Source organism: Pseudomonas cichorii, assembly GCF_018343775.1.
GTDB lineage: Bacteria > Pseudomonadota > Gammaproteobacteria > Pseudomonadales > Pseudomonadaceae > Aquipseudomonas > Aquipseudomonas cichorii.
Genome location: NZ_CP074349.1, coordinates 5368202 through 5390284, shown reverse-complemented (window position 1 = coordinate 5390284; position 22083 = coordinate 5368202). Strand labels below are relative to the sequence as shown.

The 22083-nt window shown below is 59.2% G+C and carries 25 protein-coding genes; 12 read left to right on the top strand and 13 right to left on the bottom strand.

Going from position 1 to position 22083, the window contains the following annotated elements; genetic code table 11:
* Window position 1: 1 nt before the first annotated feature.
* The 4 genes from KGD89_RS23235 to KGD89_RS23220 are packed head-to-tail and all read left to right on the top strand — an operon-like array spanning window position 2 to window position 2786.
* Window positions 2-886: a type II secretion system F family protein gene (locus KGD89_RS23235; protein WP_025262122.1), complete on the top strand. Its 885-nt coding sequence runs from the start codon at window positions 2-4 to the stop codon at window positions 884-886.
* A gap of 1 nt (window position 887) precedes the next feature.
* Window positions 888-1775 carry a type II secretion system F family protein gene (locus tag KGD89_RS23230; RefSeq protein WP_025262121.1) on the top strand — a complete coding sequence of 296 codons (888 nt, stop codon included), beginning with the start codon at window positions 888-890 and terminating at the stop codon, window positions 1773-1775.
* A gap of 28 nt (window positions 1776-1803) precedes the next feature.
* Complete coding sequence (locus KGD89_RS23225) at window positions 1804-2517, top strand: tetratricopeptide repeat protein (protein ID WP_025262120.1); 714 nt, start codon at window positions 1804-1806, stop codon at window positions 2515-2517.
* The gene (locus KGD89_RS23220; protein WP_025262119.1) at window positions 2514-2786 is read left to right on the top strand and encodes a DUF3613 domain-containing protein; all 273 of its coding nucleotides are present in this window, start codon (window positions 2514-2516) and stop codon (window positions 2784-2786) included. The genes KGD89_RS23225 and KGD89_RS23220 overlap by 4 nt, the downstream gene beginning before the upstream one ends.
* A gap of 58 nt (window positions 2787-2844) precedes the next feature.
* On the opposite strand, the gene KGD89_RS23215 is transcribed toward KGD89_RS23220, so the two are convergent.
* Both KGD89_RS23215 and KGD89_RS23210 read right to left on the bottom strand, forming a co-directional pair.
* Window positions 2845-3585 (bottom strand): response regulator transcription factor, encoded by a 741-nt coding sequence (locus KGD89_RS23215; protein ID WP_025262118.1) that lies wholly within the window; start codon window positions 3583-3585, stop codon window positions 2845-2847.
* Between the two features lie 126 nt (window positions 3586-3711).
* The gene (locus KGD89_RS23210) at window positions 3712-4182 is read right to left on the bottom strand and encodes a prepilin peptidase (protein ID WP_025262117.1); all 471 of its coding nucleotides are present in this window, start codon (window positions 4180-4182) and stop codon (window positions 3712-3714) included.
* 75 nt (window positions 4183-4257) lie between these two features.
* On the opposite strand from KGD89_RS23210, the gene KGD89_RS23205 reads away from it, so the two are divergent.
* Window positions 4258-4713 carry a TadE/TadG family type IV pilus assembly protein gene (locus tag KGD89_RS23205; protein ID WP_025262116.1) on the top strand — a complete coding sequence of 152 codons (456 nt, stop codon included), beginning with the start codon at window positions 4258-4260 and terminating at the stop codon, window positions 4711-4713.
* On the top strand, window positions 4703-7471 hold the full coding sequence (locus tag KGD89_RS23200) for a PAS domain-containing sensor histidine kinase (RefSeq protein WP_025262115.1): 2769 nt from the start codon (window positions 4703-4705) through the stop codon (window positions 7469-7471). The genes KGD89_RS23205 and KGD89_RS23200 overlap by 11 nt, the downstream gene beginning before the upstream one ends.
* On the opposite strand, the gene KGD89_RS23195 is transcribed toward KGD89_RS23200, so the two are convergent.
* The 7 genes from KGD89_RS23195 to KGD89_RS23165 form a co-directional block, all read right to left on the bottom strand.
* Complete coding sequence (locus tag KGD89_RS23195) at window positions 7468-9513, bottom strand: TadG family pilus assembly protein (protein ID WP_025262114.1); 2046 nt, start codon at window positions 9511-9513, stop codon at window positions 7468-7470. The two genes, KGD89_RS23200 and KGD89_RS23195, sit on opposite strands and share 4 nt — an antisense overlap.
* A 110-nt stretch (window positions 9514-9623) precedes the next feature.
* The gene (locus KGD89_RS23190) at window positions 9624-10187 is read right to left on the bottom strand and encodes a DUF4136 domain-containing protein (RefSeq protein ID WP_025262113.1); all 564 of its coding nucleotides are present in this window, start codon (window positions 10185-10187) and stop codon (window positions 9624-9626) included.
* An 18-nt stretch (window positions 10188-10205) separates the two neighbouring features.
* Window positions 10206-10832: a DUF4136 domain-containing protein gene (locus tag KGD89_RS23185; protein ID WP_025262112.1), complete on the bottom strand. Its 627-nt coding sequence runs from the start codon at window positions 10830-10832 to the stop codon at window positions 10206-10208.
* 18 nt (window positions 10833-10850) lie between these two features.
* Window positions 10851-11600 (bottom strand): methyltransferase domain-containing protein, encoded by a 750-nt coding sequence (locus KGD89_RS23180; protein WP_025262111.1) that lies wholly within the window; start codon window positions 11598-11600, stop codon window positions 10851-10853.
* Window positions 11597-11902 carry a MazG-like family protein gene (locus KGD89_RS23175; protein WP_025262110.1) on the bottom strand — a complete coding sequence of 102 codons (306 nt, stop codon included), beginning with the start codon at window positions 11900-11902 and terminating at the stop codon, window positions 11597-11599. Before KGD89_RS23175 ends, KGD89_RS23180 begins: the two co-directional genes overlap by 4 nt.
* 71 nt (window positions 11903-11973) lie before the next feature.
* Entirely contained in the window at window positions 11974-12825 is an 852-nt protein-coding gene (locus KGD89_RS23170) for a MaoC family dehydratase (protein ID WP_025262109.1), read from the bottom strand.
* Window positions 12826-12853: 28 nt separating this feature from the next.
* Window positions 12854-14209 carry a 3-oxoacyl-ACP reductase gene (locus KGD89_RS23165; protein ID WP_025262108.1) on the bottom strand — a complete coding sequence of 452 codons (1356 nt, stop codon included), beginning with the start codon at window positions 14207-14209 and terminating at the stop codon, window positions 12854-12856.
* 120 nt (window positions 14210-14329) lie between these two features.
* Between KGD89_RS23165 and KGD89_RS23160 the strand changes: the two genes are divergently transcribed.
* Window positions 14330-15607: an acetyl-CoA C-acetyltransferase gene (locus KGD89_RS23160; RefSeq protein ID WP_025262107.1), complete on the top strand. Its 1278-nt coding sequence runs from the start codon at window positions 14330-14332 to the stop codon at window positions 15605-15607.
* Between the two features lie 43 nt (window positions 15608-15650).
* On the opposite strand, the gene estP is transcribed toward KGD89_RS23160, so the two are convergent.
* The 4 genes from estP to KGD89_RS23140 form a co-directional block, all read right to left on the bottom strand.
* Window positions 15651-17579, bottom strand: a complete 1929-nt coding sequence (gene estP, locus KGD89_RS23155) for an esterase EstP (protein ID WP_025262106.1) — start codon at window positions 17577-17579, stop codon at window positions 15651-15653.
* A gap of 481 nt (window positions 17580-18060) precedes the next feature.
* Entirely contained in the window at window positions 18061-18303 is a 243-nt protein-coding gene (locus KGD89_RS23150; RefSeq protein ID WP_025262105.1) for a pyocin activator PrtN family protein, read from the bottom strand.
* 166 nt (window positions 18304-18469) lie between these two features.
* The gene (locus KGD89_RS23145; protein ID WP_025262104.1) at window positions 18470-18739 is read right to left on the bottom strand and encodes a DUF1654 domain-containing protein; all 270 of its coding nucleotides are present in this window, start codon (window positions 18737-18739) and stop codon (window positions 18470-18472) included.
* Window positions 18740-18894: 155 nt separating this feature from the next.
* Window positions 18895-19506, bottom strand: a complete 612-nt coding sequence (locus KGD89_RS23140; protein ID WP_025262103.1) for a LexA family protein — start codon at window positions 19504-19506, stop codon at window positions 18895-18897.
* Between the two features lie 169 nt (window positions 19507-19675).
* On the opposite strand from KGD89_RS23140, the gene KGD89_RS23135 reads away from it, so the two are divergent.
* The 5 genes from KGD89_RS23135 to KGD89_RS23115 all read left to right on the top strand — a co-directional run bounded on the left by KGD89_RS23135 (window position 19676) and on the right by KGD89_RS23115 (window position 22072).
* Entirely contained in the window at window positions 19676-20134 is a 459-nt protein-coding gene (locus KGD89_RS23135) for a hypothetical protein (RefSeq protein WP_025262102.1), read from the top strand.
* Window positions 20135-20560: 426 nt separating this feature from the next.
* Complete coding sequence (locus KGD89_RS23130; RefSeq protein ID WP_025262101.1) at window positions 20561-20950, top strand: DUF3450 domain-containing protein; 390 nt, start codon at window positions 20561-20563, stop codon at window positions 20948-20950.
* Complete coding sequence (locus KGD89_RS23125) at window positions 20931-21269, top strand: hypothetical protein (protein WP_025262100.1); 339 nt, start codon at window positions 20931-20933, stop codon at window positions 21267-21269. The genes KGD89_RS23130 and KGD89_RS23125 overlap by 20 nt, the downstream gene beginning before the upstream one ends.
* A gap of 33 nt (window positions 21270-21302) precedes the next feature.
* Window positions 21303-21893 carry a phage tail terminator protein gene (locus tag KGD89_RS23120; RefSeq protein ID WP_025262099.1) on the top strand — a complete coding sequence of 197 codons (591 nt, stop codon included), beginning with the start codon at window positions 21303-21305 and terminating at the stop codon, window positions 21891-21893.
* Complete coding sequence (locus KGD89_RS23115) at window positions 21890-22072, top strand: DUF2635 domain-containing protein (protein ID WP_025262098.1); 183 nt, start codon at window positions 21890-21892, stop codon at window positions 22070-22072. Before KGD89_RS23120 ends, KGD89_RS23115 begins: the two co-directional genes overlap by 4 nt.
* Window positions 22073-22083 lie beyond the last annotated feature (11 nt).

Below are 22083 nucleotides of genomic sequence, written 5' to 3'. Positions count from 1 at the left end.
CATGAAAGCATCACTGGTGCTGGCGATCATTTTTGTACTGCTGCTGGGCGCTGCGTTCTACATGTTCTATCTGGCGCTGAATCGTGGCGCCAGCGAGCGAGTGATGAAGCGCCTGCAGGTCGGGCAGACGATCGCGGTGAAAGAAAAGCCCGGTATCGAGTGGCTGGAACGTGCCTTCCTGCGCGCCGGGCTGGGCAGGCCCACCGAGCGAATCGGTCTGGCGATTACCTTGTGGGCCGTCTCGATGCTACTGGGCTACCTCATGGGCGACTGGTTCGGTTTCGGAGTCGGTCTGGTCGCAGCTCCATTGATGCTGCGCATGTTCATTTCCTGGCGCTATCGCAAGCGGGTACGGCGCATGATCGAGCAGTTGCCGCAGATGCTCGATCACACGGTGCGCAGCCTCAAATCCGGGCGGACACTGGCCGATGCGGTGTTGCACGGTATCGAGGCCGCAGACCAGCCGTTGCACGACGGCATGCTGCGGATCGAGCGCAACGTGCAAATGGGCGTCAGCCTGCCGGATGCTGCTCGGGATTTTGCCGAGCTGTATGAACGAGATGAATTTCACCTGTTCGCTCTTGGGCTCAAGGTCAATCACCGCTATGGCGGTAACGCCAGCGAACTCATGGAGAACCTGATCAAGCTGATCCGCGAGCGTGAGCAGGCAAGCCGGCAGTTGCGTGCCATGACCGGTGAAACCCGGATGACCGCCCTCGTGCTGGCGCTGTTGCCCATCGCGATGGTCGGTTATTTCATGCTGACCAATCCCGATTACCTGATGCACATGTGGCAAGACAGCGGCGGGCAGAGAATGCTGATCGTCGCGTTTGCCTTCCAGGTGATGGGTTGCCTGACGTTGTGGCGCATGCTGCGGAGTGTATGAGATGGGCCTGACTATCAGTGCAGTGATGTTTGTAGCAGCAGCCTTGTTGCTGTTGTCCAATCTGGCTCGCCAGCGTCGCAACGAGCGCCAGGTCGCCTTGCGGCTCAAAGGGCAGATAGTACGTGAAAGCCGAATTGGCAGTTGGCTTCGACTGCTGGGCGATACGCGTCTCGGACAGCGCTCGATCAGCCTGGATACCGAAACCCAGATACTGCTCAACCGTATCGGTTGGCGCCGGGCCAGCAAGCGCTCGCTGTATGCGGCTTGCCAGATCGGCGTGCCCTTCGGGCTTTGCACGCTGGTGATCCTGCTTCAGATAGTGTTTTTCAATGCCATCGAGCAGCCGATTATGGCGCCGGTCTTTGCATTCGGTGTGGGTTATCTGATCCCTAAAAGGGCGCTGGCTGCCTACGCCAAGTATCGTCAGAAGCAAGTGGTGATAGAGATCTCTACCTTCATTCCGCTGCTGCGCATTCTCTTTGAGTCCGGCATGGCTGTGGAGCAGGCGCTGCGGGTGCTGAGCAACGAGGGCAAGGACTTGCTGCCGGTGCTGTCCGAGGAAATCCGGGTGATTCTGGTGCGAGTCGATTCCGGGCTGGAGCTGGGCGAAGAGTTGAGAAAGACCGCAGCCCTGCTGGCCGTGGATGAGTTCAGCGATACCTGCGTGATCCTCAATCAATTGATCCATCAGGGCGGCGGAGCCATGCGCTCCTTGCTGGCCCTCAAGCAATTGCTCGACGACCGTCGTCTGACGCGCTTGCAGGAATACATTTCCAAACTGTCGGCCAAAATGTCGGTGGTGATGATGGTGTTTCTGTTCCCCGCGCTATTGATCGTGCTGGCCGGGCCAGGATTTACCGCCATCGGTCATGCCTTGAGCAGCCGGTGAAACGTGCATGGATGAAGGAAAGTGTGCAATGAAAGCAGCGATGATCCTCTTGGGACTCTTGATGCTGGGTGGGTGCGCCAGTCACGGTGCCACGCCCTGGATGCAATCGGCGGCGAGTTGTCCCAAGCCGACATCGGATCAGGAGTTCACGCTGAATATGGCTCAGAACATGGCCGATGAAGGGCGTTTGCACGCCAGCCTGGCCAATCTCGAAACACTGCCTGACACCATCGAGGAAGTGAGACTGCGCAAGGCGCGGGTATTGCGTCTGCTGGGCAGTCGCGAAGCCGAGCCTCTGTATCGCAGCCTGCTGGGCACTTGTCGGGCGGCTCAGGGCGAACATGGCCTGGGGCAACTGGCGGCGTCCCGTGGCGACAATGTCCAGGCCCAGCAGCACTTGATGCGAGCCAGCAAGCTGGCGCCCACCGATGAAAAGATTCGCAATGATCTGGGGGTGGTTTATCTCAATCAACTGAAGCTTGAACAGGCCCGCTTCGAGTTCCTGACCGCCATCGAGCTTCGGCAGTCCGACACTTTGGCGGCGGCCAATCTGGTCACGCTGCTGATCTATCAGGACAACTGGACCCAGGCCGCAGAACTGGCTTCCCGTGCCGGGCTGACGGCACAGCAGGTCAGCGACGCTCAGGTCAGGGCCGAAAAACTGAAAACCCCTGTCGTCAGGCAGGCAATCCCGAAAGACCAGGTTGCGTCCAGTCGTCTATCCGAGGGAGCACACCCATGAAGCGCATCATCTTCAGCGGCATTCTGGTTTTTGGTCTGTGCGGCGATGCATGGGCCATCGACGAAGGGCCTTCATCGAAGGCGCAGAAGCAGACCGAGGCCTGGCTGCAATTGCAGGTTCACGGCAATGCGGCTTCGCCCACTCCGCAGACCGTCACGCCTGCCGAGCGTGATCTGAGCCTGCAGCGCTGGCTCGAAACCTACAAGCATGAGATCCCGGAATTTTACGAGCAGAAGGAAGGAGGGAGCGTCTCCTCGGGCGGGAAATAATCGGTTTCACGGCCTTTTCGCCAGCAAGCTGCCTTCCACAGCCATCGAGCTGACTTTGCTACAGGGCTGATATGCGTTGTCGATTGGGTGACAGGGCCAGCGCCAATTGGGTGCGGTTGTGCATGTGGGTCAGGCGCAGTACCTGCGAAACATACAGTTTGACGGTGTTTTCCGTGATACCCAGTTCGCAGGCGATCTGGTAGTTGGTCTGGCCCTTGCTCACCAGACGGGCGACGGCAAGTTGTCTGGGCGACAGTTGGGCGAAAAGCTTGCTCTCGACCTCAATGCTGTCCTGCTCCGGGGCGTCCTGTTTTTTATCCAGGTTCTTGTACAGGTCGTCGATGGATGCCGCCAGGTACTGGAGCTTTTCATTGAGCAGCCCCAACTGTTGCAGGTTTTTTTGCCGCTCCAGCAGCGCGAGCTCCTGGGTCTGGATACCCTGGAGCAGTTCGTTCAGGTCGACGGGTTTCTGGTAGTAGTCGGCGATACCGGCGCGCAGCGCCTTGATGACGTCTTTTTTCTCCGCAAACCCGGTCAGCATGATGGCCTCGAACAGGTGCTGCTTGCCGCCGGCCCGCTTCATGGCTTCGACCATCTCGATGCCGTTCATGTCCGGCATATCCAGATCGCACAGCACGATGCCGATGCTGTCGTCATTGCGAAACTGTTCGACGGCTTCGGCCCCCGAGTGGCAAGGGATGCAGTGATAGCTGTTGTTTTCGAGGAAGTCGCTCAGTTCTTCAACGATAAGAGGCTGGTCATCGACTACCAGAACTTTGACGGCTGAATACTTGTTCACGCGCTACTCCATGCCGGTGGGCCACAACTATTGCACTGAGGCCGGTCCCTATCAGCAAAACACGGTTTACAATTTACCGTAGTCGTACTTTCCGACTATGTACATAGCGTTATGTCTGTCATTCGACTAGTGGATGCAGAGTGCTGCCAACAGGAAGCCGACAAGTAAGAAGGGCGAGAAGGGATGTTTATTTGTCGCTTCGGCATTCATATAGAGATAGCGCTGCGCAAACCGTTGTCCCATAAGGGGCCAGACTTTTTGACGTATAGCCATCCATGTAAGCATGGCCAGTCCTGCACCGATGAAAGTACCCAGCAGATACAGGCTGCCGCTTGCCAGAGCCAGCGCTGACAGCAGCTTCACATCGCCTGCGCCCAGTCTGTCCATGGCATAGCCGGGCAGCGTCAGCGCCACCGCCAAGAAAAATGCCCAGCCCGCGTCTGTTGATTCATATCCCAGCCATGTATGGCCGCTATACAGCAGATAACCCAGCGCCAGGGCAAAGCCACCCAGGGTCAGCCAGTTGGATATCTGCCGTTGGCGGGCGTCCTGTTCTGCGCATATGGCGAACCATATGAGTAGGAAAAGTAATTCCATTGTATAAAAAACATCCTGTTTTTCTGAAAGAACCTATGCTGTCTAAAGGTAGTAAAGGTCAGAATGGACGTCGACATGCCAACAGCCTTTCGTAAATTCTCCCGGCGAAAACAGAAGGGCGCCGCTGCAATCGAGTTCGCGGTGGTGTTCGTTGTGTTCTTCGCTGTGTTCTATGGCGTGGTGAGCTATAGCCTGCCCTTGCTGATGGTGCAGTCTTTCAATGCTGCTGCCAGTGAAGCGGTGCGCCGCAGTGTGGCGTTGAGCCCGACCATTGCCAATTACGACACCTTGCTGGTTACCCAGGCTCGTACCGTCCTGACCAGCCAACTGGCCTGGATGCCTGCCGGGCTGAACTTCACTGCCTCCGACATGACGGTGAGTTACACAGCGGGCGTCCTGACGGTGAGTATTCACTATCCCAAGAGCAAACTGACCAGAATTCTTCCGGTGTTGACCCTGCCAGGAATCGGCGAAGTACCGAACCTGCCGACCAACCTTTCTGCTCGAGCGAGTCTGCAACTTGTCCCTTGATAAAACCCGTTTGAGTCGTTGGTTGGGGCGTTCCGATGCGCCGACGGCCCCGCAACCTGTGCCAGCGACAGTCGAACCCGAACCGATTGGCGCCGACCTCTATCTGCTGCTTGATGACGAAGGGCGTGTGCAGAGCGTCAGCCAGCACCTGCTCTCGCGTCTGGGAGTCTCGGCCCAGCATGTGGTGATGCAGCGCTTGATGAATCTGCTGCTGCCCAACAGCGCCCTGGTGATCGAAGGTGTGCCGTCCGAATGGGTAGGGCACATGCTGGATCTGGATTTCAAGAGTGCCGATGCCCATACCCTGCATGCCCGTGGCTGGGTTCAGGCTCATGGCAAGGGCTGGTTATTGCAGTTGCTGGATATCAGCGACCTGATGGAGGAGGCCAGCGCCGCCCGCATTCGTCAGCAATGCCTGCGCCTGGCCGGGCAGATCGCCGAAAAGATACGGGTCTGCACCCTGGAGCGACTGGCCGCGGTGGTGACCGAGCAACTGGAGGAACTGGCTCAGCTCTGGCACATCCCCTGCGTGGCTTTGGCGCTGCCGGAGATCAATGGCGTCGGCTGGCGAGTCTATGCCCAGTACCACGCCCATACCGCGCCGGAGTTGTGGCAGGTCGGTCAGCGGCTGGGAGTAGAGCTGGACAGGCTGGATGCCAACATCAGCCATCAACTGGCGTTTGGACCCGGTACGGGGTTTGCGCAACTGCAAAGCGCCTTCGGCAATGCCGACGGTTTTGTCATGCCTCACAGCCGTGATCGGGTGGCCAAGGCCTGGCTGATGTTCGGTTTCTACAATGCACAGCAGCAGGCGCCGGACCTGGGCGAGCGGGAGTGGCTGAACCTGTGCTCGGCGCTGGCCGGCCCGGTGCTGTTCCGCTTGTCGGAGCAGCATAACCGCCATCATGTCGAGCGGCTGGCGGTGCTTCAGGATTTGCTGGGCACCGGCTGGTGGGAGTTGTTGCCCGACAGCGACGAGATCCTGCTGGCCCCGCAACTGGCGCGCAGCCTGCGCCTGAGCGACAGGGTCGATCGTTTGCCACGCCAGGACTGGCTGGCGATGATTCACCCGGCCGACCGGCAGGAGCTGTCCACGCGCCTTGTCCTGTTGCGTGACAAAGGCACGCCTATGCTGCTGTGTGTGCGCCTGCTGCAAGCGGATCCCGCACAGGAAAATATCTGGTTCCGCATTCAGGGCCAGGCCTTGATCAGCGGTCAGGTGCAGCGGGTACTGGGTTTCATGCTCGACGTGAGCGATATCAAGAACCAGGAAACCGAAGCGGCTGCAGCCCATGCGCGGCTGGGTAACCTGATTGCCAGTTCGCCAGCGGTGATCTACGTCCAGCGCTATGATCAGGGCAACCTGGAACCGAGTTTCTTCAGCGACAGCCTCACGCCTTTGCTGGGCTGGACGCTGGCCGATTGCGTCGACGGGCAACTGGCCGGGTATATCCATCACGACGATCAGGACATCTGGTTCGATCGCAGCCGGCAGTTGCTGCGCGAAGGCTTTGTCAGCCGTCGTTACCGGCTGCGGGACAAGAAGGGCGATTATCACTGGCTGCTGGATGAGGCGCGGTTGCTGCGTGATGACCTCGGAATACCGGTGGAAGCCGTCGGGCTGTGGCTGGACGTGACCGACGCCACTCTGGCGGCCGAACAGGTTCGCAAGAGCGAAGAGCGCTACCGGATTCTGGTGGAAGACTCGCCCGCGATGATCTGCCGTTACACACCGGATCTGGTGCTCAGTTTCGGCAACCGTCCACTGGCCAATTATATGGAGTGCACGCCGGAGCAATTGACGGGTATCAATCTGGGCGACTGGCTTTCAGACGAGCAGCGCGAGGCGTTCAAGAAGCGTATTGGCCTGCTGACGCCTGAAGCGCCCATGAGCACAGAGGAAATCTGCATCGAGCTGCCCGGCCGTGAATATGCTTGGTGGGTATGGGCCGACCGGGGCGTGTTCGACGAGGACGGCAAGCTGATCGAGATTCAGGCGGTCGGGCGCGATAACACCGATGTGCGCCGCTCGCGGATGCAACTGAACCAGAGCGCGAAAATGGCGACACTGGGCGAGATGGCGACCGGTCTGGCCCACGAGATCAACCAGCCGCTCAATGTCATGCGCATGGCGGTGGTCAACGTGCTCAAGCGTCTGGGCAAGGGCGATATCGATATCGACTACCTCACCGAAAAGCTCAATCGTATTGACACCCAGGTTCAGCGCGCAGCCCGTGTGGTGGATCATATGCGGGTATTTGGACGCCGTTCCGAGATCGAAGAGCAACTGTTCAATCCGATTCAGGCCGTGGAAGGCACGATCTCGATGCTCTCTGAGGGCATGAAGGGCAAGGGCGTGCAGATCCGCATCGGAGAAATGTGCGCCACCGTGCAGGTGCGCGGGCATGTGGACCAACTGGAGCAAGTGCTGATCAACCTGATGGTCAACGCCCGGGACGCCTTGCTCTCGCGTCGGGAAAAGGACCGCGACTTCGAGCCCTGGATCGGTCTTGGCGTGGAAGAGGACGAAAACATCATTCGCCTCTCGGTTCAGGACAACGGCGGCGGTATCGATCCACGTTTGCTGGAGCGTATTTTCGAGCCGTTCTTCACCACCAAGCCGGTGGGCGTCGGCACCGGTCTGGGGTTATCCGTCAGCTACGGCATTGTCGATCAGATGGGCGGGCAACTGAGTGTCAGCAATGTCGATGAGGGGGCAAGGTTCCAGATCGAATTGCCGATTTTCAAACACACCTAAATGACCAGCGTGGCCTGACCGAAATTACAACTGAGGTTACCGCCCACCTCGGCGGGCGACAGGGTCAGGCCCAGCGCGTCAATCAGCGGGTCTACCACCGATGTCAGCAATGGCCTGAGGGTGCTGGCGACAATTCCATCCAGGCTGGTGGTGATTGCTCCCAGCAGGGATGCAGCACCGGTGATCACATTGCCCAGGCCATTGGGGCTGGTGGTCGACGGCCTGTAGACACTGACTTTGGCGCCCGCAATGACGCCATCGAGCAATGTACTGGGAAGAATCACGGCGGCGGGGTCCGTGGGGAAGTGGGGGGCGCTGCTGACCTCTGGAAGGTTGGGTGAGCTGAAGGTGCTGTTGGTGGAGGACGAGCTTCCTCCCAGAGGCGACTGATTGACCGGATCAAAACTGATCCCTACGCCTCCACCGCCAAAGGGCACCCGTGTGGTGCAGCTACCCAGCAAGCCCAGGATTTTCTGGCAGGTCTGGGTACCGATATCGATTACCGGTATGGGAAGTGCGGTAATGGCGGAAGGGTCGGTGCTTGCTGGAAAGGCGCTTGCGGTGTCGATCAGGCCTATTTTGGTGCTGATCAGTGCCGTATCGGTATGAATGTTCAGGGCCTTGTTGGTGTTGCTTGTGCAGGTGTAGCCGGTGACGTAAGTGTCAGCGCTTGCCAGTGAAATGCTCAGGTCGATTCTGGGGCCGGCGCTTGAGGATGAGCTCGAAGTCAGCAGCTTGATGTCCGAGACCATGCAACTGGTCAGGCCGAGGGCGCAGGTGGTCGAGCCCAGCAACCCGGCGAGGTTCAGGCTCAGGGCGCTGTTGAGCACCGGCGTGAGGCTGCTGACCAGCGAGGTTGCCGTGTTGACCAATGGGGTAATTGCCCCGAGCACCGGCAAGTTGATCGACACCAGCGCGCGCATTTGCGCGGTGCGTACATAAAGTCTGTTGGCGCCGGTCTTGGGGTTGAGCGGGTCGATCTTGCTGGGGTCGCCCACCGCAGAAAGTTGCGGTGGCTCGATGACCTGAACCTTGGTGGTGACTTGCGCCAGCCCGGCCAGGTTGATCTGTGCGGCAGACGAAATACCGTTCTTGTCATTGGCCAGTTGTGCAATGCCTTGCACCAGGTCGAGCAGACGCAGGTTGGTATTGAGCGCCGCGATATCCGAACTGCCTTGTACCGACAGCAGATCCCCCAGCAACACAGTGGTCGCACCAGCGGCGACCTTCAAGGCTTTCAGCCCGGCGATGGTGGCGGTGGCGCTCAATGTCCCGGCAGGGTCCAGCACATTGATCGCGGTCTGGATCAACTGGCTGACCGCGACATTGCTGTTCAGTACGTCGGTGTAGCCGATGGCATTGATGTTCAGGTCGGTCTTGAGCCGGTTCAGGTAGCTGAGCATGCTCAGGTCGGTATTCGCGATGCCTTGCCAGTTGGCGACACTGAGGTTCAGGGTTCCGCCCAGCAGGCTGCCGATCACGGGGTTGAGAAGTGCGGCCTTGGTGCTGTCGATGGTCATCGCGGCGCTGCGGATGGTCAAGGCTGCCAGTGGCGGTGTACCTGCCGCGACCGCTATGGCACTGAGCTGAATGTTCGGCGGAGTCGGCGTCTTGTCGAAAATCGCAGCAATGCCCGCCGCGATGCTTCTGGGGACGGCATGAGTGGCGACGACCCTGATGGCCTCGGATTTGGTGGCGTCGGCAGTAAAGGTGCGTTTGCTGTCGAGATCAAGCGCCAGGGTGCCGCAGTTGATTGTCAGCGTGCGGTTGCCGTTGCCAGCCACGAAACTGTTCCGGGTTGCGCTCTGGTTGGCGAATGTGGAGGCACTGCTTCCTGGGCTGCAGGTGCCTTTACGGCCTGCCGCTTCCAGTGCGGCCATGTCCGCTATACGTTGCAGCGAGCGCTTTTCCAGATACAGCCTGCCACTGTCGATGACCAGCAACGTGCACAGCAGGGCAAAAGCCAGAGTCAGCCCTGCAAGCAAGCTGATGGCACCACGTTGCCGTGCCGGTAACCCGGCATAACGATTCAGGGGAGACATCAGCACTCCTTCGGCCAAGCCGTCGCTTACTCGCCTGTGTGCAAAGGAGTGTAGACAAGGCCTGGTCAGGCTGCCCGATGCGTGGGAGCGGATTCATCCGCGAAAACGGCTCAGCGAGGCGGATACTGCTCCAGAATTCTGGCCACTGTATTGCGCACGGCAGTGTCCCTGGCCGCCGGATTTGCTGCGTTGTCGCTCAGGATGCGTTCGGTGCTGCCGCGCCAGACCAGTTTGCCGTCCTTGCCGTCGAACAGGTCGATCTGCAAGGTCGTGACCTTGTAATCCACGCTGCGGGTTTCAGTCGGGAACGGACCGCCCCAATAGCCATAGCTGCCCCAGGGTCCCCAGCCGGCATTGTTGTTGGTGCTGACCAGTTGCTGGCGGTTTTCGACAATCAGCCAGGTCTGCACAAGCAGGTCGCCCCGGGTTCCATTGGGTGCCAGGCGCAGGCCGCGCTGGTCCAGTTGATCGCCAATCGACTGGCGAATGCGCTGTTCGGTCAGGTCGCTCTTGATGCGCGGGTCTTCGGGCTGATATTGAACGCCGGGCTCTTTCCAGCTCCAGCTGCGATAGCCGCCGAAATCCCGCTGGGCATCGAAGTCACGGTTGATCTGACTGGTCTGGCAGGCGGTGAGCAACAAGGCCAGTGACAGCAAGGCTAGGCGGCGAAACATGGCAGTTCTCCGAAAAGGTTACGAAGGGGGATACGCCGTCAAGGCTTGTTGCACCGCCTGACGCAAGGCTTTGCTGCGCGACGCTTCATCGTTACCGCTGCCGGTGTCTGCGCTGGCGCTCCATACCGGCTGGCCGGTGCGGGCATCGAGCATGTTGATCTGCACCACCATCACTTTTACCTGATAGGTGCGCACCACCGGGACGCTGGCGTAACCGCCATAGCCATTACGATAACCGTTGTAGCGGCCATAACCCATACCGCCGCCATAGTATGGGTCGGAATAGTCTTCACGCACCTGCCGCAACCGGGTTTCCTGGCGAATCGAGGCGCTGACGTAGACGTCTGCCGGCTGGCCATTGCGGTTGGGGCGCAGCCCGCGCTGATCCAGGCCATTGCTGACCGCATCCGCGATCTGTGCCGAATCCATCCACGCCGTTCCCGCTGGCAGATGACCGTCCAGCCAGGCCCAGTTTCGATAGCGGGCGTAATCTCGCGGCGCTGCCGGGTAGGCGCTCATGTCCACAGTGTTTGCCGCTTGCGGCGGGGCAGGCGGCAGAGGCGTGGAGCTGGCGACATAGGGGTTGTCGCTTTGGCAGGCACTCACGCTCAGGCAGATGGCGATCAGGGCGAGGCGGCGTTTCATGATGATCTCCGCGTGGTTTCAGACCGGACGGCATATCCAGTGCAGGTAACGACCCAGACCTGCAAAGCCCGGATGGCGTCGATGGGCCAGCTCCATCTCCAGCAGGTCCTGCAGTTCGGCCCGCGCCTGGAACTCGACCGGCATGTAATCGTGGAACACTCGCACGCCACTGCGGGTTTCGACCTGCCACAGGCCTTCAAGTTGCGTTGCCAGTTCCCGAGGGTCGAGGGGCTGTTGTGGCGTCAGGCTCTGTTTTTCGCCTGCCATGTCATTTTTGCGCATCTTGCGGAAGTGGCCCTTGAGCAAGTTGCGATAAATCAGCGCGTCCCGGTTATAGAACGCCAGCGACAACCAGCCATCGGCCTTGGTCAAGCGATGCAGCACCGGCAGGATGGCGTGGGGTTCGGCCAGCCATTCCAGCACGGCATGGCACAAAACCAGGTCATAAGGTTCGGTCAGTTGTCCGGGCAGTTCCTGCCAGGGAGCCTGAATGAAGGTTGCGTTCTGTCCGGCTTCGGCAAAGCGTTGGCGTGCGCCTTCGAGCATCGGTTCTGCCGGTTCGGCCAGGGTGACTTCATGACCGCGTTCTGCAAGCCATAGCGACATGTGCCCAAGCCCCGCGCCGATATCCAGCACGCGCAACGGACGCTCAGGCAGCGCCTCTGCAAGGTCCGCCTGCAGCACGGCCAGGCGAATGGCGCCCTTGGCACCACCGTAGATCTTTTCCGCAAAACGGGTGGCCAACTGGTCAAAATGACGATCACTCACTTGGCGAATCTCCGCTCGCTGTCGGCCAGCTTGCTGCGCACGACTTCTTCCATGTCCAGCCCGAGCTCGCTGCACAGAAGCAGCAGATACAGCACGATATCGCCGACTTCCTGACCAGCATGGGCCAGTTGCTCCGGTGGCAGTTCGCGAGACTGGTCTTCGCGCAGCCACTGGAAGATTTCCACCAGCTCGGCCATCTCCACGCTGGCGGCCATGGCCAGGTTCTTGGGGCTGTGAAACTGTTTCCAGTCGTTCTGATCGCGAATGCGGTGCAGACGCCGGGTCAACTCGTCGATGTTCATGGTGTTCTCCTGAAGGCGCATAGCTTCAGGGGGAACCGGGCTTCAGGCAAGTCATTCGCGAATGAATTCACCTACAGCGGTTGCCAGCTTCCGATCATGTGTACGATGCCTTGTTCGCCCTCGACCTGAAGTTGACCATGGGAACCGGCTGCGCTGGCTGACAGTACTACATTGCTGGGCAGGCGGACCGGTTTCTGGAACTGCACGCTAACCTCAACGTTCGACGCGGGCAAATGGTCGTCCAGGGTTGCCAGTGTCTGGGCTTTGAGCCACATGCCATGGGCGATGGCTCTGGGGAAACCGAACAGCCTGGCGCTGGGCGCACTCAGGTGAATCGGGTTGTAATCGCCGGACACCTTGGCGTATTGCCTGCCGATAAGTGATGAAGCGTGCCAGCGTGCCAGTTCGCTCATTGCCATGGGAGCAGGCTCGAAATCGCCGCTGATCTCGCCTTCCAGTTTCACGCCCTTGCAGAGCATGGTGCTTTCTTCTTCCCAGAGCAGTCCCAGGCCGTCTTCGACCTGAGTGAGCAGGCTGAATGTCGCGCCTTTGGCGTGAGGTTGCAGGTTGTTGGCCTGGACGCTGATATATAGCTGGCTGATACCGCCCAGAGGGCGATGAATCCGGATGCGGTTGGCAATGTGAATCAGGCCCAGTAACGGGAACGGGAACTCCCGGGAGGTCATCAACTGCATCTGTAACGGAAAGGCGAGGATATGCGGGTAAGTGGGTGGCAGGAGGCTGTCATCCTTGAAGCCGCAGACACTTCGATAGGCTGCCAGCTTGTCGGCGTCCACCGACATCCAGCTGCGCAGGCCAAGATCAGGCAGTTGGGTCCCGGTTACCTTGCGTTTCAGTGCTGCCTGCATGAACAGGTTGGGCAGAGTTTGCAGGGAGTCCAGGTAGCGCCAGTGAGCAGTCATTATCCATCTCCTTTTAACGAATGCGGGCTCAGGCCCCGATCACACTTTGGCCGCAGACACGCAAGACCTGGCCGGTCACAGCGCCGCTACCCGGCTGGCTCAGCCAGGCAACGGCTTCGGCGACGTCCTGCGGCAAGCCGCCCTGGCCAAGAGAACTCATGCGTCGACCTGCTTCACGCAAGGTGAAAGGCATTTCAGCGGTCATACGTGTTTCGATAAAACCGGGTGCTACGGCATTGATGCTGATACCGCGCTGCCTGAGCGACGGAGCCATGGCCCGGGCAAAACCGATCAGGCCAGCCTTGCTGGCGCTGTAATTGGTTTGTCCGCGATTGCCGGCCAGTCCGCTGGTAGAGGACATCAATACCACCCGTGCGTTGTCGTTCAGGGTGCCGTTATCCAGCAATGCCTGAGTCAGTACCTGCGGGGCTTCGAGGTTGACCGCCACTACCGAGTCCCAGAAATCCGCCGACATGTTGGCCAGGGTCTTGTCGCGGGTGATACCGGCGTTATGCACCAGAATGTCGAGGCCACCTTGCAGGTGTTCCTGCAACTGGGCGGCGGCATCCGGGCTGCAGATATCCAGCGCCAGCGCTTGCCCGCCGAGCCTTGCAGCCAGGGCTTCCAGGTCTGCCCGAGCTTGCGGCACATCCAGCAGCACGACATCGGCGCCATCGCGGGTAAGGGCTTCGGCAATCGCGGCGCCTATTCCGCGTGCGGCACCCGTGACTACCGCCCTGCGCCCGGCCAAGGGGCGGCTCCAGTCCTGAACTTGTGCGGTGTTCGGGCTCAGATGGATGACCTGTCCCGAGATGAATGCGCTCTTGGGGGACAGGAAAAAGCGCAGCGCGCCTTCCAGTTGGTCTTCAGCCCCTTCGTCGACCTGTAACAGTTGAACGGTGCTGCCGTTGCGCATTTCCTTGGCCAGCGAACGGCTGAAGCCTTCAACGGCCTGCTGGGTGCTGGCTGCCAGAGGGTCTTCACGTGTCGCGGGGGCACGCCCGAGGATCACCACATGGGCGCATTGATCCAGATTGCGCAGCAGCGGCTGAAAGAAATCCCGTAACTGTTTGAGCTGTTCGGCGTGTACGAGCACGCTGGCGTCAAATACCACGGCCTTGAGTTTCGGGCCTTGTTCGGCGGCCCAGGCTGTTGCGCCGGGGATATCGCTGCCAAAGCTGTAGAGCGAGTCGGTCAGGCGTTGTGCGAACAGTCTGATGTGATCCGCCAGTGGCCCGGCGCTGATCAGCAGCGTTCCCTCTACAGGCCGCAAGCGTCCGGCTTGCCAGCGCTCCAGGTGCGTCGGGTTCGGAAGACCTACGGCTTTCACCAAGCGCCGACCCACGTCGGAATTGGCGAAATTGATGTAGCGATCTGACGACATGGAACACTCTCCTTGAATCGGGGTTCAAAGACATGGACCACACTGAAGCGAGATTTGTTCTTGTTTCAGCACGCTGTTCATCACCTGCCCAGACAACGCTTGAAGAAAAGGGAGTTTTTCATGACGCAGCTACGTCGTGTCGCCATCATCGGTGGCAACCGGATTCCATTTGCCCGTTCCAGTGGCGCTTATGCCACTGCGAGTAACCAGGACATGCTGACGGCCGCGCTGGAGGGCTTGATCGAGCGCTTCAACCTGCATGGCCTGCGTCTGGGCGAAGTGGTTGCCGGTGCAGTGCTCAAGCACTCCCGAGATTTCAACCTGACCCGTGAATGCGTGCTGGGCTCGCGCCTGTCGGCGCAAACACCTGCTTACGATTTGCAGCAGGCCTGCGGCACCGGCCTTGAGGCGACCCTGCTAGTGGCCAACAAGATTGCCCTGGGGCAGATCGAGTGCGGCATTGCGGGCGGTGTAGATACGACCTCCGATGCGCCAATTGGCGTCAATGAAGAATTACGCAATATTCTGTTGCAGATCAATCGCAGCAAGACCGGCGCCGACAAGCTCAAGGCCCTCCTGAAATTGAGGCCCCAACATCTCAAGCCGGAGCTGCCTCGTAACGGTGAACCGCGCACAGGTTTGTCCATGGGCCAGCATTGCGAACTGATGGCGCAGCACTGGGGGATCGAGCGCGAGGCTCAGGATCAACTGGCGCTGGAGAGTCATCTTAAAATGGCAGCCGCTTATGCAGAGGGCTGGCAGAACGATCTGGTGACGCCTTATCTGGGCCTGACCCGCGACAACAATCTTCGCCCTGATCTGACTCTGGAAAAACTGGCGAGTCTCAAATCTGCATTCGAGCGCAGTGCCAAGGGCACTTTGACAGCCGGTAACTCTACGCCGCTGACCGATGGCGCTTCGCTGGTGCTGCTGGCCAGTGAGGAATGGGCCAGGGAGAGCGGCTTGCCCGTGCTGGCGTACTTGCGTGACGGTGAGACGGCCGCCGTCAACTTCGTCAATGGCGAAGAAGGTCTGCTGATGGCCCCGGCCTATGCCGTGCCGCGCCTGCTGGCGCGCAACGGTTTGACGTTGCAGGATTTCGACTATTACGAGATCCACGAAGCTTTCGCGGCCCAGGTGCTGTGTACGCTCAAGGCCTGGGAAGACTCCGAATACTGCAAGACTCGTCTGGGGCTTGAGGCACCTCTGGGTTCCATTGATCGTAACAAGCTCAATATCAAGGGCAGTTCACTGGCGGCCGGTCACCCCTTTGCGGCAACGGGCGGCCGGATCGTTGCCAACCTGGCCAAGTTGCTGGCGGTTGCCGGGCAAGGCCGTGGCCTGATCTCGATCTGCGCCGCAGGCGGGCAGGGCGTTACCGCGATACTGGAGCGCTGACACAGGCCCCATCGCGAGCGTTCTGCTCGCGATGGGGCACGTCTCAGAAGTCGAGGCTCAGTGCCACGCTGACGCCTTGTTGAGTCGTGTCATCATTCTTGCGCCAGTTGTAGCCTGCGCGTAGGCTCAGGTCGCGACTCAGTTGCTGGCTCACGCCAAGGGTGGCGCGGTTCAGGTTGCGTTGTGGCGTGTAGCCTTCAAGGGTGAAATCAAGACCGGGCACGCTGTTGAGTGCCATGGTCACGTTCTGCCGGTCTTTTTCAAATTCCCGTTCATGAGCGATCTCGCCCCATATCCGGGTCGAGGAAGTCAGCTCGAACGCGGTCTGCAACCCCACGCCCGCGCGCCGGGATTTGCGGGTCTGATCGCTGAAGGTCAGTGCTGTCGAACGGCTGCTCTGCTCCGAGTAGCCATCTACGTCGATGTGCGCATAATCAGCGCTGACAAAAGGTGACAGGTGCCAGCGGCTCGCCGATCCCGCAATATCAAAACCGAGTCGTGCGCTTGCGGCCCATAGCTTGCCATCGGTATCACCCTTTTCCTGCCCCTCACCAGCGCCCAGCGCGAACTTGCGCTCGGCCTTGTCGTAATCCAGATGCCCGCCGGATGCGGACAGATCGCCCCACCAGTGGTTGGCCTGATACTGCACAAAGGCTGTAGCAATGTAGCTGTTGAGCCGGTATTGCGAGTCTTGCGCGCCAGCTTCCAGACTTTGCCGATACGCCCCGCCAACCACCCCGGCCCGCCAGTTTTCAGCGAACCGGTAGCTGCCGCCGACCGTCAGGTTATAGCCACGGCCATCCGCCTGGGCTGATGTGTCTTGAGCATCGAAGTCGATCTTCTGCCCGCCTGCGGCAAGGATGCTGCGCCACTGGCCAACGCCCTGCCAATTGCCCAGATCGCCGAGCCACTGGGAACGAAGTTCATCCTGCTGGGTGCGCAAGGTGCCGAGGGCCATTTCCGGCAGCAGCGTGATTTCCCATGGAGCGGCCAGCAGCGAGTAGGCATAGTCGGCCAGCAGGCGCTGGGCTGCGGTGGTGGGATGCACGCGATCATTGAAGAACAGCCGGTCCGGGTCAGGCGTGGCGCTGTCCAGCCCGTAAGTGCTGTTTTCATCGCAGCCTGCGCCGTTGAAGCAGGTGCCCACCAGATCCTGATCCGCTGCGAAGCCGAAGCGTGCCGGGTTGGCCAGAGTTTCACTGATAAACAGCGGTACGTTGAGCGGGATGATCTGGGCATCGATCTGCTGCAGGCGACTGATCAGTTGTTCGTTGAAGTCGGCGCTGAGGGCCGAGGTGATCGGTTGCAGGATGGTGCCACTCAGGGCGGGCGTCTGGCCGATGTCGGGCAGCAGCCAGACCATGATGTAGCGTGCTCCTGCCTGTTGCAGGGCCTGGACGCTGTCGGCCAGATTGTCGGCGGCATCCGCTGCATCACTGCTGCTCAGCACCCGGCCTTGCAGGAAGTCATTGCCGCCACCCGTCAGGTAATACAGCGCATTCGGGTCCGCTTGAAAATTGATGCCCGGCAGATAGCCGGTCCGGGTTCGCAGCACGGTGCCGCTATCGGGATCGACCACACTGGACTCGGAAGTGATGGCGTCGAAGATCTGGTCCGTCCGGTCGCCGCCCACCGCCCAGTTATTGCCGTCCGGTATACCCAGTGCAGCATTTACTGCAGACGTGGAGGCATTCAGGTCACGGCCAGGGATGTTGAGCAGCGTACCCAGTATCGTCGAGGAGTTCAGCCCGATGATCTCACCGCTGCCATCCTGATAGGTCGGCCCGACCCGGTTGGTGAAACGCAACGTTGCGCCGGGTGGCCCATCCACATCCGGAAACTGTCCGGCATCGGCCAGGCTGTCGCCAAACACGACCATTGTGGAGTAAGGCATAGGGGCTGCAAATGTCGAAGTGCAGGCCAGGGTGAATAAACATGCCGCCAGGGGCATGCGCAGTGATATTCCGGTCATGGAAAAGCCCTTTTTATTGTTTTGTCACTGTAGGGACCCTAGCAAGCATCCTCGCCACTTCCAGAACTGAAAGGACTTACCGCCCAGTGGTGCTGGAACGGATTGAAAATCTTGAAGGGGGTGTTTCCGAAGGTTTACAGAAATCACATCGCTGCGGCTCACGCAGATGATGTGCTTGAGGCCGCGTCTGTGAGCGGCCCGGTGATGCTTTATGTACAGGGAAGGCTGGTGGCGTACGTACAGATTTTTCCGAGAAATTATCCATAACCCTGCAACACCTTGGAGGTTTGGAAGTGCTGTTCAGTACTCCCACGCTTCCACGACTCTGGTGTGGGAAAGCGGATATTGAAAGCATGAATTGCGAAGGTGTGACATGACTATAGAGCTGCCTGATATCTGTATATACAGATGCACCGTCACTCCAAATCGCAGCGGGTTTGGCTTTATCACCAAACCCGGCTTGCTGGCATTTCCATTCGCATCACGCTGCCTGTTCGTGTGCGATTGCATCCAGATAGGCGGCCAGCTCGTGCAGGTACACGAAGGGATGGCCCTGACGTGTGCCGCCGGTGCGGTTGACTTTCAAGGCGATACGCCCGGCGTTGATCTTGCGCAGCAGATTGCGGTCGTTCGAGATGTGCGAGAAATACCGCTCCCTGACTGCGCTCAAGGTTGGGCATGGGGTGGCAAATTCTTTGCGAAGCAGATCCAGTGTGTTGGTCATGGTCGATTACTCCCTGTGGGTAAAAGTCTGAGTCATGTTTCGTCTCTTTCCCACGGGCCATCGGGTCTTCAAGTGTTGCCTGGATGGCTCGGTCATCTGCGATGAGAGACGTGAGGCAACAATACGATATGTATTGTGTTTGAGCAATACGTTTTGTATTTTTAATCTACGATCTGTATTGGCTATCGTCTTCGTATTCCACATACCAGGCGAGATGGAGGGTGTCGTTTGCACTGTCGCGGGTGACGGTGACGCCTTCGGCTTCCATGAGTTGCTCGGCGATCTGCTCCCAGTGCAGGCGCGACTCACCGGGTTCCCTGTGCAGGCGAATCTGGTGCTCGATCTGAGCCTGGGGGCTGCTGATGAGTGCTTGAATACGTTGGACCAACGCCAGATAAGCATCGTGTTGCGACATATCAGGTGTCCAGGCAGGCATGCTTTAATTCCTTTTTACTGTATGTGCATACAGTAATTCAGGTCTTTTTCCTACGCAACAGTGAAATGTGTCCGGCTTGCAATAAGAAGGAAGGGCTCGAATGGCGGAAATAAAAAAGCCCCGAAAATTCGGGGCTTTGATCTGAAAGGCTTGAGCTAGAGCCGCATCGTCATCTGTCTGATGACGCCGATCAACTTGCAGTCTTCCGTGATGGGGATCGTTGGATAGGCTGGGTTGAGGGGTTTGAGGAAATAGCGACCGGCATCCTCGACCAGCTTCTTGAATGTGGCCTCGTTACTCTCGGGCAGCTTGGCAATCACCAGCTTTCCGGGGGTTGGCTCGAGCCCGGTGTCGACCAGGATCAGCATGCCTTCCGGAATGCTCTGACCTGCCGTAGCGGTCATGGAATCGCCGCGCACCATCAGCCAGAAGGCCTGGCCTTTGGCCTTATAGTCGGTGAGTTCAAAGGTATCCGAATAGCCGGCCGGGTAGGGCTCGACAGCTTCGTTCCAGCCGCCGGCCTCTACCCAACTGATCACCGGGTACCGATAAAAGCGCGAGGGTTGAACGGTAGGCGCAACGTTCTGTTGCCCCTGCTCATGGGAAGGGAGCGACGTTGCAAGAATGGGTAGCCCCAGCTCGCTCAAAAACCGGTTGATCACATCTATCTTCGGTTCACGCTTTCCGTTCAGCCAATGCCCTACGGCACCTGGAGTCACACCCATTCGCTCAGCCATGTCTTCCTGGCTGATGTTCAGGTTCTCCATGGCCTTTCTGGCGATTTCATACCATTTATTCATGCGCGAAATACTACAGCCTGTATGGGGTTCGACAATCGACACAGTGTAGTGGTTTTTCTGGATTTTAAATACAAAATGTATTTTACTCGCAAAATAAACAATTCGCTTAATGAGTTGCTTTCAGCGAGGAAAGAGAATGATTGATGAAGTCGAGGCCGTGATGGCCAATTGGGGAGAGCAACGGATGCGTCTGGGCCTGGGCGGCGGGTTGAGCAGCCCGATGGCCGGCATCATGGAGTGGGGCGCTTATATCCCCAGGCGTACGCCGGGCTCCAGAGCCTTGATCGGTAATGGCAGCGGCATGGATTACATCGGCAGTGAAGTCGAGGCCGCTGTGGCGGAACTGTCCCGTGGTTCGGCCAAAGGCAGAGGTCCCGAGTTGGCGAAACTGGCGCAATACCGTTACGTCGATCTGCTGCCTGCCCGTGAGCAGATGCGTTTGCTTGGTATCAATGAAGGTGCTGACAGGACCTATCGAAACTGGGTGGAAAAACTGCACCGGCAGGTTTTGTTGATCCTGGCGACCCGTAGCGCAAATCGTGGCTCAAGAGATAAAGCTCAGGCATCCGAGGGGGCAGGCCGCAAGGCGGGTTGAGTTTTTGCTTTGATCATGTCCGCCAGAGCCGTTTCGTGTACTGGCGAACGAACAAACTCTTCACGGCCCTTCCTGGGCCGTTTTTTATAGAGGGACGCTGCTCCCTTGCTTCTTTCAATTCCCCCCTCGCCATCGCTTCCCTGAAATTGCCTCCATTCATCTGCCTGGATTTTTTCGCGAAGAAATACCGTTTATCCGGGCCAATTGTCGAAGCGTGGTTGAACTCCGGTTGAAGTCTGGTCGAACTCGACCCACCCCCGAAAAGGCCCTTTCCAGCCTTTCCGAAGGGGGGTACAAAGGCACCACGATATGCGATTTGCGTCTGGGGACAACGACTCGGGACACACTTCAAATCAACATACCGCCAGCTTCTTTTCTTGTTCCTTCTGGCCGCCTCGTGCGGCCTTTTTTATTCCCGGAGTACCGATGGACCCTACTGACCTAGGCCCAGGCACAGCTACCTGGCTGGGCGGGACCGGCACCATCCTGCTTGGTGGTTTTTTATGGCTGCGCAAGTTTCTTTCCAGAGACGCCGCAGACAGGGCAATGGATAACGCCGATATCGGCACCGTCCGGCGTCTGAATGAATTGCTCGATTCCGAGCGTGAGGCTCGCAAGGAAGCTGAAGCCCGAGCTGACCAGTTTGCCAGGGAGCGTAACGAGCTGGCCGCTGCGGTGGGCCGGATGGAGGGCAAGGTTGAAGTCCTTACCAGCCAGATTGCCCAGCTCACTGACAAGGTGACAACGCAAAGCGCCGAAATTGCCCGGCTGCGTTCTCAATTAGGAGGCTCCACGGATGGACAGATGCGCAATTAACTTTATCGCCCGCCACTGGTGGCGTCGGGTGGAGATCTGGGTGATCGCTGCTCTGCTGGCGGCCGGAAGCCTGACACTGGGCTTTCAGGCCGGGCAATGGTCGGCCAGTTTCGAGCACACCAAGCAACTGGCCGAGATACGCCAGGCATACGACGCTGCCATGGGTAAGCGCGATATCAGTCTTGTCAGGCTGGCAGAGAGCGCAACTCAGGCGGTAGACAAGGCCGAAAGCGCCGCCTCGGCGGCGACCGAGGCGGCGAACACAGCAAGCCGTGCGGCTGACAAGGCCGATGCTGCCCTGAGCAAGGCCAGACAGTAACCCTATCGATCTCCGACACCTCTGGATTCACTCATGAAGATAACCCCGATTGTTGCTCATCTGCAGGCGACATGCCCGAGCTTTGCCGGACGAATCAGCGCCGGCATTTACTGGAACGCTGTCATGAACAGCACTGCGCTCGCTTCCCCCTCGGCCTACGTGATTGCCACGGGCGATGCGGCGACGGCCAACGACCTGAATAACGCGATCCGCCAGAACATCACCGACCGGATTGATGTGGTGGTCGTGCTCTCTGGCAGTGATGAACGCGGCCAGGACGCAAGCGAGCAACTGCATGCCATTCGCGCCGAGATATGGCGTGCGCTGGTGGGCTGGAACGCCGGCAGCGATTACGAGCCGCTGGAGTACACGGGCGGCGGGCTGTTGCAGGTCAATGCCTCGCAAGTGGCGTGGCGCTTTGGTTTCTCGGCGCAGTTTCAACTGGGCCGCAATACATCCGATCAGCCTGCCGAAACCTGGCACGAGGCTTTTCTGGATGGTCTGCCGGGTTTCACCGGCGCGACTTTCGACATGGACTGTATCGATCCGGCAGATCCGAACCTGAAATCTCCCGGACCCGATGGGCGTATCGAAGTGAAGTTCTCAGGAGACGTAACACCATGACTCAACGCATCACTGTGATTCCGGCCCCAGGCCGTGTTGTACCCGATCCGGAGGCTGGCGACCTGCTGCCTGCCGAAGGTCGTGAAGTCCGATTCAACGCATGGTGGCAGCGTCGTTACAACGACGGCGATGTCACCACTGCAACCGAGCAACCAACCACCAAAGCCGTCACGGCGTAATCAAGAGGAAG

Bases quoted from the DNA above. Each gene is read 5' to 3' on its own strand.
- KGD89_RS23185 (WP_025262112.1), bottom strand. From the start codon at position 10,832: ATGAAACGCCGCCTCGCCCTGATCGCCATCTGCCTGAGCGTGAGTGCC.
- KGD89_RS23220 (WP_025262119.1), top strand. From the start codon at position 2,514: ATGAAGCGCATCATCTTCAGCGGCATTCTGGTTTTTGGTCTGTGCGGC.
- KGD89_RS23160 (WP_025262107.1), top strand. From the start codon at position 14,330: ATGACGCAGCTACGTCGTGTCGCCATCATCGGTGGCAACCGGATTCCA.
- KGD89_RS23225 (WP_025262120.1), top strand. From the start codon at position 1,804: ATGAAAGCAGCGATGATCCTCTTGGGACTCTTGATGCTGGGTGGGTGC.
- KGD89_RS23235 (WP_025262122.1), top strand. From the start codon at position 2: ATGAAAGCATCACTGGTGCTGGCGATCATTTTTGTACTGCTGCTGGGC.
- KGD89_RS23130 (WP_025262101.1), top strand. From the start codon at position 20,561: ATGGACCCTACTGACCTAGGCCCAGGCACAGCTACCTGGCTGGGCGGG.
- KGD89_RS23165 (WP_025262108.1), bottom strand. From the start codon at position 14,209: ATGTCGTCAGATCGCTACATCAATTTCGCCAATTCCGACGTGGGTCGG.
- KGD89_RS23170 (WP_025262109.1), bottom strand. From the start codon at position 12,825: ATGACTGCTCACTGGCGCTACCTGGACTCCCTGCAAACTCTGCCCAAC.
- KGD89_RS23120 (WP_025262099.1), top strand. From the start codon at position 21,303: ATGAAGATAACCCCGATTGTTGCTCATCTGCAGGCGACATGCCCGAGC.
- KGD89_RS23210 (WP_025262117.1), bottom strand. From the start codon at position 4,182: ATGGAATTACTTTTCCTACTCATATGGTTCGCCATATGCGCAGAACAG.
- KGD89_RS23205 (WP_025262116.1), top strand. From the start codon at position 4,258: ATGCCAACAGCCTTTCGTAAATTCTCCCGGCGAAAACAGAAGGGCGCC.
- KGD89_RS23190 (WP_025262113.1), bottom strand. From the start codon at position 10,187: ATGTTTCGCCGCCTAGCCTTGCTGTCACTGGCCTTGTTGCTCACCGCC.
- KGD89_RS23230 (WP_025262121.1), top strand. From the start codon at position 888: ATGGGCCTGACTATCAGTGCAGTGATGTTTGTAGCAGCAGCCTTGTTG.
- KGD89_RS23175 (WP_025262110.1), bottom strand. From the start codon at position 11,902: ATGAACATCGACGAGTTGACCCGGCGTCTGCACCGCATTCGCGATCAG.
- KGD89_RS23145 (WP_025262104.1), bottom strand. From the start codon at position 18,739: ATGCCTGCCTGGACACCTGATATGTCGCAACACGATGCTTATCTGGCG.
- estP (WP_025262106.1), bottom strand. From the start codon at position 17,579: ATGACCGGAATATCACTGCGCATGCCCCTGGCGGCATGTTTATTCACC.
- KGD89_RS23150 (WP_025262105.1), bottom strand. From the start codon at position 18,303: ATGACCAACACACTGGATCTGCTTCGCAAAGAATTTGCCACCCCATGC.
- KGD89_RS23125 (WP_025262100.1), top strand. From the start codon at position 20,931: ATGGACAGATGCGCAATTAACTTTATCGCCCGCCACTGGTGGCGTCGG.
- KGD89_RS23115 (WP_025262098.1), top strand. From the start codon at position 21,890: ATGACTCAACGCATCACTGTGATTCCGGCCCCAGGCCGTGTTGTACCC.
- KGD89_RS23195 (WP_025262114.1), bottom strand. From the start codon at position 9,513: ATGTCTCCCCTGAATCGTTATGCCGGGTTACCGGCACGGCAACGTGGT.
- KGD89_RS23135 (WP_025262102.1), top strand. From the start codon at position 19,676: ATGATTGATGAAGTCGAGGCCGTGATGGCCAATTGGGGAGAGCAACGG.
- KGD89_RS23140 (WP_025262103.1), bottom strand. From the start codon at position 19,506: ATGGAGAACCTGAACATCAGCCAGGAAGACATGGCTGAGCGAATGGGT.